Genomic DNA, 18,346 nt, shown 5'->3' with positions numbered 1-18,346 from the left:
CACAGGGATTTCACACACCCGGGGCCGCGACGGCCTCGGTGTTCTCGGGGTAGTGGCAGGCGGCGCCGTGGTCTCCGGCGGGCGCGAGCCGTATCACGGCGGGCTCCGCCTCCTCGCACTTGCGCGCCTCGGCCTCGCCCAGCAGGGCGCGCTTGGGGCAGCGGGTGCGGAAGCGGCAGCCCGACGGGGGGTTTGCGGGGCTGGGCAGGTCGCCCTTGAGGAGGATGCGCTCGCGGGAGCGCTCCAGCTCGGGGTCCGGCAGCGGGATCGCCGACAGCAGCGCCCGGGTGTAGGGATGCGCGGGCGCGCCGTACACCTCGTCCACCGCGCCGATCTCGGCGATCTTGCCGAGATACATGACGGCGACCCGGTCGGCGATGTGCCGCACCACCGACAGGTCGTGCGCGACGAACAGGTAGGACAGGCCCAGCCTGACCTTCAGGTCCTCCAGCAGGTTGATCACACCCGCCTGGATGGACACGTCCAGCGCCGAGACCGGCTCGTCCAGCACGATCAGCTTCGGCTCCAGCGCCAGGGCGCGGGCGATGCCGATGCGCTGGCGCTGCCCGCCGGAGAAGTGCTGCGGGTAGCGCTCGGCGTGCTCGGGGGCCAGTCCGACCAGGGTGAGCAGCTCGTCGATCCTGGCCCTGATGGCCTTGGCGTCCTTGTGCCCGTGCGCGCGCAGCGGCTCGGCGAGGATGTCGCCGACCGGCATGCGCGGGTCGAGCGCGGACATCGGGTCCTGGAAGACGATCTGCAGGTCCCTGCGCAGCCCCTTGCGCTCGGCCTTGGCCAGCTTGGCGCTGTCCTTGCCGAGGACCACGACCGTGCCGCCCTGCGGCGCCTGCAGCTGCATGATCTGCTGGAGGGTGGTGGTCTTGCCGCAGCCCGACTCGCCGACCAGGGCGAGCGTCTCGCCTTCGGCGATGTCGAAGCTGATGCCGTCCACCGCGTACACGGTGCCGACCCGGCGCTTCATGACCGCGCCCTTCATGAGCGGGTAGTGCCGGATCAGGTCGTCCACCTTCAGCACGGTCTCCCGCTCGGCGCGCGGCCTGCGCTCCTCCCGCTGCGCGGGGGCCTCCGGGACCGGGTAGACGGTCGCGCCGTCCAGGCCCTTGAGGTCGATCTCGTGTGAGCGGATGCAGGCCGACATGCGCCCGCCGGTGCCGATCCGCTCCAGCTCGGGCTCGGCGTCGTCGCACGCGTCCACCTTGAGCGGGCAGCGCGGCGCGAACGGGCAGCCCGGCGGGAGCGCCGCGGGCGAGGGCGGGTTGCCCTCGATCGGGATCAGCCGCTCGGTCGGGCGGTCCATGCGCGGGATCGAGGCGAGCAGGCCCATGGTGTACGGCTGCCGCGGGCGGTAGTAGATCTCGTCCACGGTGCCGGTCTCGACCGGCTTGCCGGCGTACATCACCAGCACCCGGTCGGCCAGGCCCGCCACGACGCCCAGGTCGTGGGTGATCATCACGATCCCGGCGCCGGTCTCCCGCTGCGCGGTCTTGAGCACGTCCAGGACCTGGGCCTGGATGGTGACGTCCAGCGCGGTGGTCGGCTCGTCGCAGATCAGCACGTCGGGGTCGTTGGCGATGGCCATGGCGATCATCGCGCGCTGGCGCATGCCGCCGGAGAACTCGTGCGGGAACGCCTTGGCCCGCACGTCCGGGTGCGGGATGCCGACCAGGTCCAGCAGCTCGACGGCGCGCCTGGCCGCCTTGTCCTTGCCGACCTTCTGGTGGATCCGCACCGCCTCGGCGATCTGGTCGCCGATGGTGTAGACGGGGGTGAAGGCCGACAGCGGGTCCTGGAAGATCATGCTGACGCTCTTGCCGCGCAGCCGCGTGAGATCCTCCTCCCGCGCGCCGATCAGCTCCTTGCCGTGCAGCCTGACCGAGCCGGTGACCTCGGCGCCCTCGGGGAGCAGGCCCATCACCGCCAGCGAGGTCACGGACTTTCCGGAGCCGGACTCGCCGACGATGCCGAGGACCTCGCCCGGGCGGAGCTGGTAGCTGACCCCTCGCACGGCCTTGATGCCGCCGCGGAAGGTGACGTTGAGGTCGCTGACCTCGAGGATGGGCGCGTCGCGCCCGGTGGTGGGCTCGTTCACTTGTTGCTCCCCGGGTCGAGCGCGTCGCGCAGGCCGTCGCCGATGAGGTTGACGCTGAGCACGAGCAGCACGAGCAGGCCGGCCGGGAAGAGGAAGAGCCAGGGGTAGCCCGTGACCTTGTCGCTTCCCGCGGCGATCAGCGTGCCCAGCGAGACGTCGGGCGGCTGGACACCGAACCCGAAGAACGAGAGCGCGGCCTCTCCGATGATCGCCGCGCTGACGTTGATGGTGGCGTCGATGATCAGCAGTGAGGAGAGGTTCGGCACGACGTGCCGGAGGATGATCTTCCAGCCGGGGATGCCCATGTACCGGGCGGCCAGCACGAATTCACGTTCCCGCAGCGAGAGCGTCATGCTCCGGACCACCCGGGATGTGATCATCCAGGAGAAGGCGCCGAGCAGGACCACGAACCAGAGCCAGGAGGCGCCCTTGAGCCGCGGCGAGATGATCGCGATGATCAGGAAGCTGGGCAGCACGAGCAGCAGGTCCGTGACCCACATCAGAGCCTTGTCCACCCAGCCGCCGAAGTAGCCGGCGAAGGCGCCGACCAGGGCGGCCAGGCCTGTGGAGAACAGGGCGACGAGGAAGCCGATGACGATCGACTTCTGCATGCCGCGCAGCGTGACCGCGTAGACGTCCTGGCCGATCTGGGTGGTGCCCCACCAGTGGTCGGCCGAGGGCGGCGAGAGGAAGGACGTGAAGTCCTTGTCGGTCCAGTCGTAGGGACCGAAGAACGGGCCGACGTAGGCCAGCGCCAGGAGCAGGACCAGCGCGATCAGGCCGTAACGGGCCTGGGGGTTGCGCGCCAGGCGGGCGAGAGTGACTTTGGAACGCATCTAGCTCACCCGCACCCGGGGGTCGAGGGCCGCCACGATCACATCCGAGAGGAATCCGGCCACCAGCACGCAGACGGCGGCGAACAGGCTCACCGCGGCGACCGCGTTCACGTCGTGGGTGTGGATCGAGTCGACCAGCCAGGCGCCCATGCCGTGCCAGCCGAAGATCTTCTCGGTGAAGGTCGCGCCGGTCAGCAGCGTGCCGAACGCGAAGGCGAAGTAGGTCGCGGCCGGGATCAGCGAGGTCCGCAGCGCGTGCTTGAACAGCGCGGTCCGGCGGCTGAGGCCCTTGGCCCGGGCGGTGCGGACGAAGTCCTGACCCAGCACGTCGAGCATCATGTTCCGCTGGATGCGGCTGTAGAAGGCGATCTGCCCGAGAGCGAGGGAGATCGTCGGCAGGATCAGGTGGTTGAGCCGGTTGGTGAACTGGTCCCAGCCGCTCAGCGCCGGGTTGTACTCACCGGTGTACTCCAGGAGCGTGAACCCGAGGGTGTCGTTGATCCCCACCGCGACCAGGGTGAGCATCGTGGCGAGCACGAAGACCGGGATCGCCATGATGACGAAGGCGCTCACCCCGATCACCCGATCGCTCAGCCGGTACTGCTTGACCGCGGCATAGGCGCCGACGGTGACGCCGACGGCGGAGCCGACGAGCGTGCCGACGAGCAGCAGGCGCAGGCTGACCCCGATGCGGCGGCCCATCTCGTCGTTGATGGACTTGCCGCCCCAGGTCTCGCCCAGGTCGCCGGTGACGACCCCGGAGACCCAGGTGACGTACCGCTCGAAGACCGGCGTCTTGTCGTTGAGGTTGTACTGCTCCAGCGTCGCGTCGACGACCGATTCGGCCACCGGCGGCTGCCGGCCTTCGTAGTTGGCGCGCGGGTTGAGGCTGGTCGCGGCGAGGAAGTAGGCCATGCTCGCGGCGATCGCCACCAGCAGGACATTGCTGACCAGCCGCTTCAGCAGAAAGGCGCCCATCGTCCTCCCCTCGTGTATCACCGAGAGCTCGAGGGGCAACGCGGCCGGCCCATGATCTGGGCATGCCAAAACCCCAATAAACGCACGATTAATCCCGCTTTTTACGGTTTAATGCGGGATGCTCGAAACGATACCTGGACGCAAAGTAAAGATAGGACGTCTCGTGTAACGATCAGGCGTAACAGTGTCCGGATTCTGTAACACAACGGGCTTCCCGGACGATGTGACGTTCGACACCTGATCGGCAGCACCATAGACATCGGTTGTCCCTGTACGCCGAAGGGCGGTGACCAGGAACCCCTGGTCACCGCCCTTCGGCGTCGGTTCGCGGCGCCGGCCGGCCGCGCTCAGACGTCAGACGTCAGGCGGACAGCAGCACCTCGCCGGCCTCCTCGTGCGCCGCGGGCGTCTGGTCGCGCAGACCCCACGGCGAGCCGTACTCGTTCAGCAGGTTCAGGAACGGCACCGCGTCGAAGGCCTCGGGCCCCAGCACGCCCGTGCCCGACCAGACGCCGGAGGCCAGCAGCTCCAGCGCGACCACCGGGTGCACCGCCGTCTGCCAGACCACCGCCTGGGAGCCGTACTCGCGCATGGACCACTCGTTGTCGACCACGTGGTACAGGTAGACCTCGCGCGGCGAGCCGTCCTTGCCGACGCCCTTCACCCAGGTCCCGGCGCAGGTCTTGCCGCGCATCCGGTCGCCGAGCGTGGCCGGGTCGGGCAGCCTGGCGGCGACCACGTCACGCGGCGAGGTCTCGACCCCGCCCACCCGAACCTTCTCCGCGCTGTCCAGCCCGAGCTTGCGCAGCGTCTTCAGGACGCCGATGAACTCCTCGCCGAGCCCGTACTTGAACGTCACCCGCTTGGCGTCGATCCAGCGGGGGACCAGCAGGACCTCCTCGTGCTCGACGTTCACGCACTCGACCGGGCCGATCCCCTCGGGGAAGTCGAACACCTCCGGCTCGCTGAACGGCTCGGTGGTGTACCACCGGCCGTCCTCCCAGACCACCGGCGGGTTCAGGCACTCCTCGATGGTCGTCCAGATGGAGAAGGTCGGAGCGAAGTCGTATCCCTCCACCACCAGGTTCGACCCGTCGCGGATGCCGATCTCCTCGATGCTCTCGAAGAGGTGGTCGGCGGCGTAGCGCGCGAACACGTCGGCCAGGCCCGGTTCCACGCCCATGCCGACCAGCGCCAGCTTCCCGGATTCGCGCCACGCGCCGTCGAGCGCGAACTGCTCGTCGCCCAGCTTGACCCCGGGCAGCTCGTACGGCCGGCCGGGGTGGGGGCGCGACAGGGACATCGCCATGTCCAGGTAGTGGGCGCCGCGGTTCAGGGCGGCACGGAACAGCGGCATGGTGAAGCGCGGATCGACGGCGTTGAAGAGCACGTCACAACGGTGCTCGGCGAGGGCGGCCTCCACCGCCGCCTGGTCGGAGGCGTCCAGCCCGATGGCACTGAACCGGGGGTCTCCGATCTTGGCCACCACCTCGGCGGCGCGGCTCTGTTTATAGTCCGCCACCACGATGTGTTCGAAGAAATCTCGGCGGGCGGCGATGGGAACGACGGCGGAGCCGACGCCGCCGGCTCCCACAAGAAGGATTCTCATGGCGGGACTCTATCCACTGACTGACTGACCAGCCAATAGCGGCGCCAGGATTTTCTGCACCGAGTTCGGACCGAGTTCGGACTGTGACCTCGCAGGTGAGGGACCGCGGCCCGGGGAGAGATCGGCACGTCCGTGCCCCAGGGAGATCAGCGGGGCCTCGCGGCTTTGTACGGTGGCGTACTCTAAAGTGTGAGTGTGTCCGCTACCGTACAGAGCACGGCGGCCGAAGGCGCCTTCGACATGGTCTGCCTCACCGCGTCGCTGGGCGGGGTGTTCGCCTACGGCCGGCTGATGTCGGCGCTGCCGGTCTCCTTCCCGGCCGCGATCGTTCTGGTCCAGCACCGTTCGGCCGAACTGCCCGACAACTTTCCCACCGTGCTGGGCCGGCACTCGGCGCTGCCGGTGGTGACGCTGGCCGACGGACAGCTCCCGGCGGCGGGCGCGGTGCACGTGGTCCCGGCCGGGCATGAGGCGACCTTCGGCCCCGACGGGACGGTCACTCTGCGGCCCAAGAAGGGGCACCGGCTGGCCGATGCGATGTTCGCCTCGGCGGCGGCGCTGTACGGCTCCCGCCTGATCGCCGGGGTGCTGTCCGGGCGCCTGGACGACGGCGCCGCCGGGGTCCGCCACGTCAAAGGCGCGGGCGGCCGGGTGCTGGCCCAGCATGAGTCGACCTGCCAGACTCACGCCTATCAGATGCCCGCCTCGGCGATCGCCACGGGCTGTGTCGACTTCGTCCTGCCCCTGCCCGTGCTGGCCGATGCGATCACCGCGCTGGTAATGACGCCCGGGGCGGCGTCGATGATGCGCACGGCGCTGCCATCCTGGGCCCAGGCCGTACCCCCCTGGGCGAGCGCGCCGGTGATGCCCGCCGAGACCGGTTGAGGCGATCCGCAGCACGGAACACGAGGTGGAGACAGCAGTGACGACCGAGATAGACGTACGCGGCAACCAGGTCCTGGCGGCCGTTCCCCCGTCCGAGCTGAACCGCCTGGCCGAGCATCTGGAACCCGTGACGCTGAAGGTCGGCGACGTGCTCTACGAGGCCGGCGGCAACGTCTCCCACGTGTACTTCCCGCTGACCGCGGTGCTCTCCCTGCTCACCGATCTCGGCGGCCGGCAGCTGGTGGAGGTGGCCACCGTCGGGGACGAGGGCATGGCCGGGCTGTCGGTGTTCCTGGGCGCCGGCCCGCCCACCGAGCGCGCCAGCGTGCAGATCGCCGGCGCCGCCCTGCGGATCAGCGCCGAGCAGTTCCGCAACGACGTCGTCGTCCTGGACGGCGGGCTGCAGACCGCGATCCAGCGCTACGTCCAGGCCGTGTTCACCATGATGGCCCGCAACTCCGCCTGCAACCGCGCCCACAACATCCGCCAGCGCTGCGCCCGCTGGCTGCTGATGACCGCCGACCGGGTGCACAGCGACTCCTTCGACCTCACCCAGGAGTTCCTGGCCCAGATGCTGGGGGTGCGCCGCGCCTCGGTCAGCGAGGTCGCCACCGCCCTGGCCGCCGACGGATGCATCCGCTACAGCCGCGGCACCATCGACGTCACCGACCACGAGCGGCTGCGGGGGCACGCCTGCTCCTGCTACGCGGTGATCCGTGAGGCCTTCTCCGTCGCCTATCAGGGACTGGGCTGATCAGAGGCTCGCGAGTGGGGCGCCCCGGGGTCGGGGGAGCGCCCAGAGCGCCCCGGCAGGCGACGTCCAGCGGGGGGACGGACGCGCCCGCAGCTCTCACGTTCGGACCGGGGGTCGCCGGCTAGCTCACCAGCTTCTTCCAGCGGTTGGCCCAGTCGTCGTAATCAGTGCATTCCCCATCTTGTCCCCCGCAATCCCGTGACGGGCGAACGGCGAAGAAGACGCGGTCGAGCCACTTGTCGTCCCCCAGGTGGTGGCGGTCGCAGATGGGGCGGGCGTGCCCGGTGCAGCCCTCCGGATTCGCCGGCGCCAGGCCCGTCCAGGCCGAGGCCCGCTGCTGCACCTCCTGCGAGGTGATCCAGTTGAGCCACTTGTAGGCGCAGTTCGGGCTGGCGGTATCGGCGGCGAGCATCCAGGAGTCGACCCAGCCGGTCGTCTCCGCCGCCTCGACCGCGCGCACCGGCCGGCCGGCGCGCTCGAAGAGGTCCACGTGGTACGGCCACGCCTGGGCCAGCCGCGCCGAGCCGCCGGCCACGGCCCTGATCACCTCGACGGGGTCGCTCCAGTAGATCCGGTCGGGCCCGTCTCCTGCGGCCAGCAGTTTCTCCGCGGCGTCGAGCTGGGCCGGGGTGAGCCGGAACGGGTCGTCGATCCCCAGGGCCGGCTCGGTCCTCTTGAGCACCAGCGCGGCGTCGGCGATGCTCAGCGGGCTGTTCCTGATCGCCGACGGGCCCGCCGCGTAGAGGTCAGCGGGGCCGTCCCCGCCGCCCCGCGGGCCGATGACCTGGTTGATCCCCCAAAGGTACGGGATGCCGTAGACCCGATCGCCCCGCCGCAGGGCGGGAAGCTCGCGCAGCCTTTCGGGGATGTCCCCGTAGCCCTCGATGAGGGAGGTGTCGACCGGCGCCACGCTCCCCCGGGCCGTCAGCAGCCCGGCCAGCTCCGGGGAGGGCGAGACGACGTCGTAGGCGTTCGCGGCGAACTTGGCCGCCATCTCCTCGCTCGTGGTGACCCGGTCGAGCGTCGCGACCCGGCATCCGGTCGCCTCCTCGAAGGGCCCCACCCAGTTGGCCCTGTGGCTCATCCCGCCGTACTCGACGTGGCCGACGAAGGTGAGCACCCGCAACGTGCCCTCGGAGGCGCCGATGGACGCCGAGGGGGTGGGACTCACGGAGGGACTCGCCGCCGGGCTCGCGGTCCGGCTCGCGGCCGGGCCCGGGCTCGCGGTGGAAGACGGACTCGCCGCAGGACCCGGGCTCGTCCCGGCGTTCGCACCCGCGCTCGCGTTCGTCCCGGCGCCCGGGGTCGCGCTCGCGCCGGGCACGGGTCCGGCGCTCTCGGCCCCCGCCGCGGTGCAGGCCGTCAGGGCGAGGACGCCCGCTCCCGCGACCGCCGCCAGCCGCGTACGGCCGAGCCTGTTCCCGCGCACGCAAACCCCCTCGAAGCACCTCCGCCGACATCCGCCTCCCGGAGCCTACCGGCCTTTCGGCGACCCGGCGGGCGGAGCCGTACGGCCCCGCGGCACCGGAGGCGGCCCGCGGTGCGGGGAGCCGCGGGCCGCCTCCCCGCACCGCGGGGCCTACTTGTTCGTGGGGAACCCGAGGTTGACCCCGCCGTGGCTCGGGTCGAGCCAGCGCGAGGTGACGACCTTGCCCCGGGTGTAGAAGTGCACCCCCTCGGTCCCGTGCACGTGGGTGTCGCCGAACAGGGAGGCCTTCCAGCCGCCGAAGCTGTAGAAGGCCATCGGCACCGGGATCGGCACGTTGATGCCGACCATGCCGACCTCGACCTCGTTCTGGAAGCGCCGGGCGGCGCCGCCGTCGTTGGTGAAGATCGCGGTGCCGTTGCCGTACTCGCCGCCGTTGATCAGCGCCAGGCCCTCCTCGTAGGAGGAGACCCGCACGATCGACAGGACCGGACCGAAGATCTCCTCGGTGTGCACCTGCGAGCCGGGGCGGACGTGGTCGAGCACGGTGGGGCCGAGCCAGAAGCCGGGGGTCTCCTCCGCCGTGGTGCCGCCGAGGACCGGGGTCCCGCGGCCGTCCACGACGATCTCGAAGCCCTCGTCGAGGTCGAGGTAGGAGGCGACCTTGTCGCGGTGGACCTCGGTGACCAGGGGGCCCATCTCGGACTTCGGGTCGTCGCCGGGTCCGACGACCAGCTTCTCCACCCGATCGACGATCTTGCTGACGAGCTCGTCGCCGACCGGGTCCACCGCCAGCACGACGGAGATCGCCATGCAGCGCTCCCCCGCCGAACCGAAACCCGCCGACACGGCCGAGTCCGCGACCAGGTCGAGATCGGCGTCGGGCAGCACCAGCATGTGGTTCTTGGCCCCGCCCAGCGCCTGGACCCGCTTGCCGTGGGAGGTGCCGGTCTCGTAGACGTACTTGGCGATGGGGGTCGAACCGACGAACGACACCGCCTTGACGTCCGGGTGCTCCAGCAGCCGGTCCACGGCCTCCTTGCCGCCCTGGACGACGTTGAAGATCCCGTCGGGCAGCCCCGCCTCCTTCCAGAGCCGGGCCATCAGCAGCGACGCCGAGGGGTCCCGCTCGGAGGGCTTGAGGACGAAGGCGTTGCCGCAGGCGATCGCGACGGGGAACATCCACATCGGGACCATGGCGGGGAAGTTGAACGGGGTGATCCCGGCCACCACGCCCAGCGGCTGGCGGATCGAGTAGGAGTCGACCCGGGTGGAGACTCCCTCGGAGAAACCGCCCTTGAGCAGGTGCGGGATTCCGCAGGCGAACTCCACGACCTCCAGGCCGCGGGCGACCTCGCCCAGCGCGTCGGAGTGGACCTTGCCGTGCTCGGAGCTGATCAGCGTGGCGAGCTCGTCGCGGTGGGCGACCAGCAGCTCCCGGAAGCGGAACAGCACCTGCGCCCGCTTGACCAGCGAGGCGTCCCGCCAGGCGGGCCAGGCGGCCACCGCGGCGGCCACCGCCGCGTCGACCTCGGCGGCCGAGGCGAGGTGGACCCTCCCGGCGACCTCGCCGGTGGCCGGATTGAAGATCTCGGAGGTACGGCCGGCGCCCTCGGCGGGGGCGCCGTCGATCCAGTGGGTGACGTTCTTCACGGTTGTGTGCTCCTTGCGCGTCCGCCGTGCGCCTACTGCGCGGCTTCCGCGTTGACGACTTCGAGCGCGTTGACGATGATGCCCAGGCCCTCGGCGGCCTCCTCGGTCGTCAGCGTGAGCGGCGGCGCCATGCGCAGCACGTTGCCGTGCAGGCCGCCCTTGCCGGCGAGCAGGCCGGCCTTCTTGGTCTCCTCCATGAACCGGGCCGCCAGCGCCGGGGAGGGCGCGCCGGTGGCGGGCTCGACGAGTTCGACGGCGAACATCAGGCCCTTGCCGCGCACGTCGCCGACGACCGGCAGGCGGGTCGCGGCCTCGCGGAGCCCGTCGACGATCAGCGCGCCGGTGCGGGCCGCGTTGGCCTGCAGGTCGTGGCTGAGCACGTAGTCCAGGGTGGCGTTGGCGGCGGCCATGGAGATCGGGTTGCCGCCGAAGGTGGCCAGGCCGGTCGCGTGCAGGCCGTCCATCAGGTCGCCCCGGGCCACGACGCCGCCGACCGCGAAGCCGTTGCCCAGGCCCTTGGCGAAGGTCATCATGTCCGGCGTGACGCCGTGGTTCTGGATGCCGAAGAAGGCCGATCCGGTACGGCCCCAGCCGGTCTGCACCTCGTCCGAGATGAACAGGATGCCCTGCTCGTCCAGGACCTCCTTGTAGGCGGCGAACAGGCCGTCGGGGGCCATGGTGAACCCGCCCACGCCCTGGATGGGCTCGGCGATCAGCGCGGCGACGTCACCGCCGACCGCGGTGGACAGCACGTGGCGCAGGTCCTCGACGCAGGCCGCGATGTAATCGGCGTCCGACAGCCCGCGGAACTGGGACAGGTGCCGGTCGGCACCGTGCAGGAAGTGCACGTTCAGCGGCGAGAGCGAGTTGTTCTTCCAGGAGCGGTTGCTGGTCACGCCGAGCGCGCCGAAGCTGCGGCCGTGGTAGCTCTGCCGCATGGCCAGCACCTGGTCGGTCTTGCGCGCGTAGGTGGCCAGCAGCAGCGCCGTCTCGTTGGCCTCGGTCCCGGAGTTGGTGAAGAACACCTTCGCGTTCTCGATCCCGGAGAGCTTGGCGATCTTCTCCGCCAGCTCGATCTGGCCGCGCAGGAGATAGACGGTGGAGGTGTGCACGACACCGGTGGCGATCTGGCGCTCGACGGCCTCGCGCACCTCGGGCACGTCGTACCCGATCATGTTGGTCAGGATGCCCGCGAAGAAGTCCAGGTAGCTCTTGCCCGAGGCGTCGACGACCCGGTTGCCCTTGCCGCCGACGATCTCGATGGGCTCGTTGTAGTAGAGGGCCACCCAGTTGGGCATGACCGCCCGGTGGCGCGCAAGAAGGTCCGACATGCATTGAGTATCCCGGTTCGCCACCTCCGGTCCTACCGCCAGAGTGTCGGGGAAAAGACCCCGAACCCGTCATGGTGTCAGCCCGGTGACGTGCCGCTCCCGCACGGTTCACACCTGCTCCCGCACGGTTCACACCTGCTCCCGCACGGCCCGCATCCCGATCCCGTACGGCCCGCGCCCCCGCTGGAGACGGTGCGGACCGTACGGGATCCCCGGGAACCGGGCGCCTTCAGGAACCTGCCGCCTGTCCCGCCTCCGCGAGGCCGGGCTCCGCGGCCGCGGGGGGCTTCGGCAGGGGACGGATCACCGCCAGCGCCAGGGCCACGGCGGCCAGGCAGAAGGCGACGCCGACCCAGGAGCCGAACGACATGGCCGAGACGAACGCCCGGTCGGCGGCCTCCATCACGGCCGGGTCGCCCAGCTGCGCCGCCCCGGCGATCGAGTCGCGGGCGGCGGCGGGCGCGTCCGCGGGCATCGAGGAGGTGTAGACCCCGGCGAGCACGCTGCCGAGCACCGCGACGCTCAGCGCCATGCCGACCTGCTGGACGGTGTCGTTGAGCGCCGAGCCGACGCCCGCGTGCGCCGGCGGGACCGCGCCCATCAGCGTCGTGTAGGCCGCCGGCCCCGCGAGGCCGCCGCCGACCCCCATGATCAGCAGGCCGGTGATCAGCATGCCGTACCCGCTCTCGGCGGTCATGAGGGCGAGCACCCCGAAACCGAGCGCCATGACGCCCAGACCGGCCGCCATGAGCGTGCGGTTGCTCACCTTCTGCCCCAGGCCCGCGCCGACCGCGTTGAACAGCGCGGCCGCCACCGCGTACGGCAGCAGCGCGAGCCCGGCCTTCATCGGGTCGTAGCCCAGCACGAACTGCAGGTACTGGGTGAGCATCAGCAGCAGCGCGCCGGTGCCGAACGACAGCAGCACGATGGAGAACGAGGCGCCGCTGAAGTTGCGGTCGCGGAAGAGATCCAGCGGCAGCATCGGGTGCTCGGCGCGGCGCTCCCAGAGCACGAAGGCGCCTATCGCCAGCACGGCCACGGCCGCGGCGGTCAGCACGGAGGGCGCGGTCCAGCCCTCGGCGGGCACGGAGATGACCACGAAGACCAGCGCGCTCATGCCCGTGACGGACAGCAGGACGCCGAGCGGGTCGAGCCGCCGGCTCGGGCCGCGCGACTCGGGCATCAGCAGGACAGCCGCCGCGATGGCCACGAGCGCGACGGGCACGTTGATCAGGAAGACGGAGGCCCACCCGTAGTGGTCCAGCAGGAAGCCGCCCAGGGTGGGCCCGGCGATCACGCCGACCATGGCCACCGCGCTCCACGCCGCGATGGCCTTGCGGCGCTCGCTGTCGTCGAAGACGGTGATCAGGATCGACAGGGTGCTCGGCATGAGGATGGAGCCGCCCACGCCCATCAGCGCCCGCACCGCGATCAGGTGCCACGGCTCGGCGACCAGCGGGGCCAGCGCCGAGGCCCCGCCGAACAGCACCAGGCCGATGATCAGGAAGCGGCGGCGGCCGTACCGGTCGGAGAGGCTGCCCGCGGTGAGCAGGAGTCCCGCGAAGACCAGGACGTAGGCGTCGATGATCCACTGGATGTCCGCAGGGCTCGCGCCGAGCTCGGTCATCAGGGACGGGATGGCCAGGTTCAGGACGGTGTTGTCCACGACCAGGACCAGCAGGCTCAGGCACAGGACGCCGAGGATCCACCAGCGTCGCGGATCCCGCTCGTCTCGCACGTCGTTCGATTCGGATCGTACAGTGTTCGATGTCACCCGCACAGCGTACGACGATAGTCGAACAGTGTGCGAGGGGATTTATGCTGGAACCGTGAAAGAGCCCTTCAGCTCGGTGTGGACCCGCGAGGGCCGGCCCGCGAAGAACCCCGGCCTGAGCCGCGACCAGATCGTGCGCGCGGCCATGGAGATCCTGGACGCCGAGGGGGTGGACGCGCTGAGCATGCGCCGCCTGGGCGCGAAGCTCGGCTCCGGCGCCACCAGCCTCTACTGGCACATCGCACACAAGGACGAGCTGATGGAGCTCGTCATGGACGAGGTCTACGGCGAGCTCTCACTCCCCGATCCCGAGGTGACCAGCTGGGAGGACATGGCCTCGATCCTCGCGTACGGCCTGCGCGCGGCGTTCGTCAAGCACCCGTGGGTGATCCCGCTCGTCGGGACCATGCCCTCCCTCGGCCCCAACGCGATGCGCATGTCCTCCCAGATGCTGAAGGCCTTCGAGCGGGCGGGCTTCACGAGCCCGCCGCTGGACTACGCGGTCTCCACGCTGCTGGCCTTCGTCCTCGGCTGGACCGGGCCCGAGCTCGCCTGGCGGGCCACCCTCGACAGCTCGGGGATGAGCGGCCGGGAACTGGACGCGGCCATGATGAAGACGGTGCGGCAGGCCGCCCAGGGCCACCCGGACATCCTCCGGCGTTTCGACGAGTACCAGGCCAAGGACCCCGACGTCGTCCGGGCGCTGGCCTTCGACTTCGGCCTGACCTGTCTGCTGGACGGGCTGCGGGTACGGCTGGCCGAGTGCCGGGAGAGGGCGCGGGCCGACGTCCCGGGCATCGCCGCGGACCCCGACGAGGCGTCACGGACATGATGTAAGACATCGAGCCATCACACATACACTTTGATCGGCTATTCTCGGTGAGTGCTCCCCACCGTCGCCGACGTCCTCGCCCTGGACACCGTCCGTCGCGGCAACCCCCGTGTCGTGGCGGGAGCCGACCGGCTGGACACCCGGGTGCGCTGGGTCCACGTCGGCGAGGTCACCGACATCGCCCACCTGCTGCGCGGCGGCGAACTGGTGCTCACCACCGGCATCGCCCTGCCCGACGACCCCGACAAGCTGGCGAGCTACATCGCCGAGCTGGCCTCCGTCGGCGCGTCCGGCCTGATCGTGGAGCTGGGCCGCAAGTTCGTCAGGGAGCTGCCCCGCTCGGTGGTCACCACCGCCGAGGAGCACGGCCTGCCGCTGATCACGCTGGCCCGCGAGACCCCGTTCGTGCAGATCACCGAGTCGGTGCACGCCCGGATCATCGACCGGCAGCTGGAGGAACTGCGCGCCTCCGAGCAGCTCCACGAGGTCTTCACCGAACTGTCCGTCGAGGGCGCCTCCCCGGCCGAGGTCCTCAGCCAGGTCGCGCGCCTGTCCGGCCGCCCCGTGCTGCTGGAGAACCTCGCCCACCAGGTGCTCGCCTGCGAGACGGTCGGCCGGGACACCGGCACGCTGCTGGCGAGCTGGGAGACCCGCTCACGCGCGGTGGCGCCCGGCCAGCGCACCGCCTACGACGCCTCCTCCGGCTGGCTGGTCACCATGGTCGGCGCCCGCGGCCAGGACTGGGGCCGGCTCATCCTGCTGTGCGACGCCGATCCCAGCCCCAGGGACATCGTGCTCGCCGAGCGCGCCGCGACCACGCTGGCTCTGGGCCGCCTGCTGGAACGCCACCAGGAGTCGCTGGAACGCCAGGCCCACGGCACGATCATCACCGGCATCCTCACCCACGCCTACGCCGATCCCGACGAGGCGGCGGCCCGCGCCCGGGCGGTCGGCGTGCCGCTCACCGGCCGCAAGCTGATCAGCGCGGTGCTCCGCCTGGCCGACTCACCCGACGGCCAGCCCGACAGCCAGGAGCAGCTCGCCAGGCTCGGCGAGCTGGCCGACGCCACCGCCGCCGCCTGCCGCGACGCGCGGATGGCCGCCCTGGTCGGCGCACTGGACCAGAACCGCGTCGGCGTCCTGCTCCCCCTGCCGCCCCGGGTCTTCGCCGAGCCCGCCCTGAGCACCCTGTCCGAGCGCCTGCGCGCCACTTTCACCACCCCGTTCGTGCTCGCCGCCGGCTCGGTGGTCGAGTCCGTCCGCGACGTACGGCGCAGCTTCCTGGAGGCCGAGCAGGTCGCCGACGTCGCCGTCCGGCAGCCTGACGGCCGGGCCTTCTACCGTCTGCCCGACCTGCGCCTGCGCGGCCTGCTCCACCTGCTGCGCGACGACGCCCGGCTGCAGACCTTCGCCGAGCGCGAGCTCAGTCCGCTGCTGGCCCACGACGCCCAGCGCGGCGGCGACCTGACCCGGATCCTGCGCATCTATCTCGACGCCGGCCGCAACAAGGCCGTCGCCGCACAGAAGGCCCACCTGTCCAGGCCCGCCTTCTACGACCGGCTCCGCCGCCTGGAACGCATCCTCGACACCGATCTCGACGACGTCGAGTCCTGCCTCTCCCTGCACGTCGCCCTGCTGGCACTGGAGTCCTTCCGCAGGGAGATCCCGCGCGGCTGACCTCTCTCCCGCCGCACATAGCCGATCTTGTTGTGATATGAACGATCTTTGGCTGATAAGCGGGTTCATTGTCGGGCGATACGTTAGGCCGTTTCCGGCGTTTTGCCGCCATTGACGGATGAATCCCGGCAGCATGGTTCACCGACGTTTGGCCAGCACGGGGAGAGAAGAATATGTCGCGACGTTTCATCGCCGGTCTTTCGGTCGTGGCCCTCGCGGTCACGGCGATGCCGGCGGAGGCCGAGCAGGCGAGTGTCAGGTTTCCCGCCTCGGCGTTCCCGCTCGGTGAGCGCGGCGTGCCGACCAAGAACCAGCGCACGGTGGCTCCCGGTGTCGAGCTTTTCAACGTGATGCACGGCAAGTCCACGCAGGGGTGGACGGTGTCGGTGCTGATGCCCAACGGGCACGACAACGGCCCGTTGCCCACCGCCCAGGCCAGGGCCGAGGCCGTGGAGGCCGCCGGGTTCACCCCCAGCGTGCTGAAGATCGTGCAGCCCGCCGCGGCGGACGCCCCCGCCGTCGAGCGCTACATGGTCCGGGTGGGACTGTGGACGTTCAAGCAGCGCGCCAAGGCCGACAAGGTGGTCAAGGAACTCAAGGAGTTCGACATCCGGGCCAAGACCGACTATCTCGGCGACGACGGCGACGTGACCACCGGCCCCTGGGACATGCGCGTGGTCATGGTGGACCCCAGGACCTTCCGGGGCACCTACAAGACCAGCGTCGGCACCGGCGTCGCCAAGCGCGAGACCATCAGCTCCATGTCCAAGCAGATCAAGGCCGTCGCCGGGGTCAACGGCGGATTCTTCAACATCCACACCGCCAGGGCGCTCCAGGGCGACCCCGTGGGCGTGTCGGTGGTGGGCGGCAAGCTGCTCAGCGAGGGCGTCCCCGGCCGCAGCGGCCTGGTCATCACCGGCCGCAAGGCCCGCATCACCGAGCTGCAGACCACGGTCATCGCCATCTCCTCCACGGGCGCGAAGACGGAGGTCAAGGGGATCAACCGGGCCGCCGCCGCCGAGGAGCTCGTGCTCTACACCGAGGAGTTCGGCGCCAAGACCGCCGCGGACGGCGGCGCCGAGGTCGTGGTCGACGCCCGGGGCCGGATCGTCAACGCCCGCGCCGCCGGCGGCGCCGTACCCAAGGGCCACTACGTGCTCCACGGCACCGGCACCTTCGCCGACTGGCTGTACGAGCACGCCGCCGAGGGCGGGCTGATGAAGGTCAGCACCAAGGTCGTCGACCTCCGCACCCGCCGGGCCATCCCCCTGACCCCGCAGACCTACGTGATGGGCGGCGGCGTCGGGCTGGTCAGGAACGGCCGCGTCCGGATCACGGCGGGAGCCGACGGGCACGCCTCGGTCAACATGATGCTCCGCCGCCACCCCCGCACGATGGTCGGCGTCACCAAGTCGGGCGGCCTGATCCTGGTCACGGTCGACGGCCGCAACCCGGGCGTCTCCGTCGGCGCCTCCATGGTGGAGGCCGCCCAGGTCATGCGCTGGCTGGGCGCCAAGCAGGCCATCAACTTCGACGGCGGCGGCTCGACCGCGATGGTGATCCGCAACAAGGTCATCAACCGCCCCTCCGACGGCCGCGAGCGCACCGTGGGCGACGGTCTGTTCATCGTCCCCTGATCCCGTCACGTCGTCTCCCCACCTTCCGTGAGGGAACGGCGAACGGCCCGTCGGTTGAGCAGTAGGCGTTCCTCATCCCACTGCCCAGCCGGCGGGCCGTCTGGTGTTGGAGAAGCTCAGGGGCGGGCCGTCAGGACCACACACGCTGTCGTGCCCGCCGCAGGAACTCCGCCAGCGTCGGCGTCCCGGATGGCGGCTCGGGTCGCCGCCACCCCAGGCGGTCCGCGATCGCACGACGGCCTTCCCACGCCAGGTAGAAGCTCGCCGCGATGTCCCCCAGCGGACCGCCGAAGTCCTCCCGGAAGACCGTCACCCCGTCCACGCCGCCGACGGCGAAGGCCGACCGGTGAGGACGGAGCTGGACACCGTTGACTCCGCCGGCTTCGAACCCGAGCGTGGACTCCACGGCCAGCGTGCACCGCAACCACCAGCTGCGGTCGGGGTTCAACGAACATCCCGCGGACCAGGCGGTGATCTCCAGCAGGTCGCCGTCCTCCACGTCCACCTGAACCGTCAGGTCGTCGTCACGCCGGTCGAACAACGAACGCACCCCGAACAGCAGCCGCTCAGCCGCCCCGCCGGCCTGCCCGGCCAGAGCCTCCACAAGCGCGGTCCCCCGTTTGTCGTGTCCGATCTTCCCCGGTGTGAGAGACCACACCTGGCCCATGTCCACCGTGGCGCCGTCATCGACGTCGTACAGCATCGGCCAGCTCGCCCTCTGCACGGCCAGTCTCTCGGCCCGTTCATCCAGGTTGCTCATGTCTCCTCCAGCATCGGCGAGTACATGGACAGTACGTGGCCCAGGCACTCTAATCCTTCTTCCTTCGCCTGGGCCATCACCCCCTCT

Annotated in this window: 14 protein-coding genes; 5 read left to right on the top strand and 9 right to left on the bottom strand. The window is 70.7% G+C overall.

The genetic code is table 11. From position 1 onward, the window contains the following. Positions 1-10: 10 nt before the first annotated feature. The 4 genes from Psi01_RS36240 to Psi01_RS36225 all read right to left on the bottom strand — a co-directional run bounded on the left by Psi01_RS36240 (position 11) and on the right by Psi01_RS36225 (position 5,530). Positions 11-2,107, bottom strand: a complete 2,097-nt coding sequence (locus Psi01_RS36240; RefSeq protein ID WP_204068686.1) for an ABC transporter ATP-binding protein — start codon at positions 2,105-2,107, stop codon at positions 11-13. Further along, positions 2,104-2,943, bottom strand: a complete 840-nt coding sequence (locus Psi01_RS36235; RefSeq protein WP_204068685.1) for an ABC transporter permease — start codon at positions 2,941-2,943, stop codon at positions 2,104-2,106. Before Psi01_RS36235 ends, Psi01_RS36240 begins: the two co-directional genes overlap by 4 nt. Then, a complete protein-coding gene (locus tag Psi01_RS36230; protein WP_204068684.1) occupies positions 2,944-3,921 on the bottom strand; it encodes an ABC transporter permease in 978 nt (325 codons plus the stop codon). 361 nt (positions 3,922-4,282) lie between these two features. Next, entirely contained in the window at positions 4,283-5,530 is a 1,248-nt protein-coding gene (locus Psi01_RS36225; protein WP_204068683.1) for a saccharopine dehydrogenase family protein, read from the bottom strand. A 195-nt stretch (positions 5,531-5,725) separates the two neighbouring features. On the opposite strand from Psi01_RS36225, the gene Psi01_RS36220 reads away from it, so the two are divergent. After that, positions 5,726-6,415, top strand: coding sequence for a chemotaxis protein CheB (locus tag Psi01_RS36220; protein WP_204068682.1), 690 nt, complete (start codon positions 5,726-5,728; stop codon positions 6,413-6,415). 37 nt (positions 6,416-6,452) lie between these two features. Further along, on the top strand, positions 6,453-7,169 hold the full coding sequence (locus Psi01_RS36215; protein WP_204068681.1) for a Crp/Fnr family transcriptional regulator: 717 nt from the start codon (positions 6,453-6,455) through the stop codon (positions 7,167-7,169). A 121-nt stretch (positions 7,170-7,290) separates the two neighbouring features. Here the strand turns inward: Psi01_RS36215 and Psi01_RS36210 are convergent, their stop codons facing one another. From Psi01_RS36210 to Psi01_RS36195, 4 genes are all read right to left on the bottom strand, one after another. After that, complete coding sequence (locus Psi01_RS36210) at positions 7,291-8,598, bottom strand: extracellular solute-binding protein (RefSeq protein WP_204068680.1); 1,308 nt, start codon at positions 8,596-8,598, stop codon at positions 7,291-7,293. Positions 8,599-8,748: 150 nt separating this feature from the next. After that, positions 8,749-10,248 carry a CoA-acylating methylmalonate-semialdehyde dehydrogenase gene (locus Psi01_RS36205; RefSeq protein WP_204068679.1) on the bottom strand — a complete coding sequence of 500 codons (1,500 nt, stop codon included), beginning with the start codon at positions 10,246-10,248 and terminating at the stop codon, positions 8,749-8,751. Between the two features lie 32 nt (positions 10,249-10,280). Continuing rightward, positions 10,281-11,579: an aspartate aminotransferase family protein gene (locus tag Psi01_RS36200; protein ID WP_204068678.1), complete on the bottom strand. Its 1,299-nt coding sequence runs from the start codon at positions 11,577-11,579 to the stop codon at positions 10,281-10,283. Between the two features lie 229 nt (positions 11,580-11,808). Next, entirely contained in the window at positions 11,809-13,317 is a 1,509-nt protein-coding gene (locus tag Psi01_RS36195; RefSeq protein WP_239128286.1) for an MFS transporter, read from the bottom strand. Positions 13,318-13,408: 91 nt separating this feature from the next. Between Psi01_RS36195 and Psi01_RS36190 the strand changes: the two genes are divergently transcribed. The 3 genes from Psi01_RS36190 to Psi01_RS36180 all read left to right on the top strand — a co-directional run bounded on the left by Psi01_RS36190 (position 13,409) and on the right by Psi01_RS36180 (position 17,499). Beyond that, positions 13,409-14,185, top strand: coding sequence for a TetR/AcrR family transcriptional regulator C-terminal domain-containing protein (locus Psi01_RS36190; RefSeq protein ID WP_239128285.1), 777 nt, complete (start codon positions 13,409-13,411; stop codon positions 14,183-14,185). 51 nt (positions 14,186-14,236) lie between these two features. Further along, positions 14,237-15,862, top strand: coding sequence for a PucR family transcriptional regulator (locus tag Psi01_RS36185; protein ID WP_204068675.1), 1,626 nt, complete (start codon positions 14,237-14,239; stop codon positions 15,860-15,862). A 173-nt stretch (positions 15,863-16,035) separates the two neighbouring features. Continuing rightward, entirely contained in the window at positions 16,036-17,499 is a 1,464-nt protein-coding gene (locus Psi01_RS36180) for a phosphodiester glycosidase family protein (RefSeq protein WP_204068674.1), read from the top strand. A gap of 130 nt (positions 17,500-17,629) precedes the next feature. Here the strand turns inward: Psi01_RS36180 and Psi01_RS36175 are convergent, their stop codons facing one another. Then, the gene (locus Psi01_RS36175) at positions 17,630-18,259 is read right to left on the bottom strand and encodes a hypothetical protein (RefSeq protein ID WP_204068673.1); all 630 of its coding nucleotides are present in this window, start codon (positions 18,257-18,259) and stop codon (positions 17,630-17,632) included. Positions 18,260-18,346 lie beyond the last annotated feature (87 nt).

Origin of the sequence: Paraplanobispora siamensis (assembly GCF_016863175.1) — a bacterium.
Taxonomy (GTDB): Bacteria; Actinomycetota; Actinomycetes; order Streptosporangiales; family Streptosporangiaceae; genus Planobispora; species Planobispora siamensis.
The sequence above is the reverse complement of the archived record's forward strand: the minus strand, read 5'-3'. Positions and strand labels throughout refer to the sequence as shown.

What these genes read in the sequence shown, in the direction of transcription:
- Psi01_RS36235 (WP_204068685.1), bottom strand. Translation starts at nt 2,943, where the DNA reads ATGCGTTCCAAAGTCACTCTCGCCCGCCTGGCGCGCAACCCCCAGGCC.
- Psi01_RS36230 (WP_204068684.1), bottom strand. Translation starts at nt 3,921, where the DNA reads ATGGGCGCCTTTCTGCTGAAGCGGCTGGTCAGCAATGTCCTGCTGGTG.
- Psi01_RS36225 (WP_204068683.1), bottom strand. Translation starts at nt 5,530, where the DNA reads ATGAGAATCCTTCTTGTGGGAGCCGGCGGCGTCGGCTCCGCCGTCGTT.
- Psi01_RS36200 (WP_204068678.1), bottom strand. Translation starts at nt 11,579, where the DNA reads ATGTCGGACCTTCTTGCGCGCCACCGGGCGGTCATGCCCAACTGGGTG.
- Psi01_RS36180 (WP_204068674.1), top strand. Translation starts at nt 16,036, where the DNA reads ATGTCGCGACGTTTCATCGCCGGTCTTTCGGTCGTGGCCCTCGCGGTC.
- Psi01_RS36175 (WP_204068673.1), bottom strand. Translation starts at nt 18,259, where the DNA reads ATGAGCAACCTGGATGAACGGGCCGAGAGACTGGCCGTGCAGAGGGCG.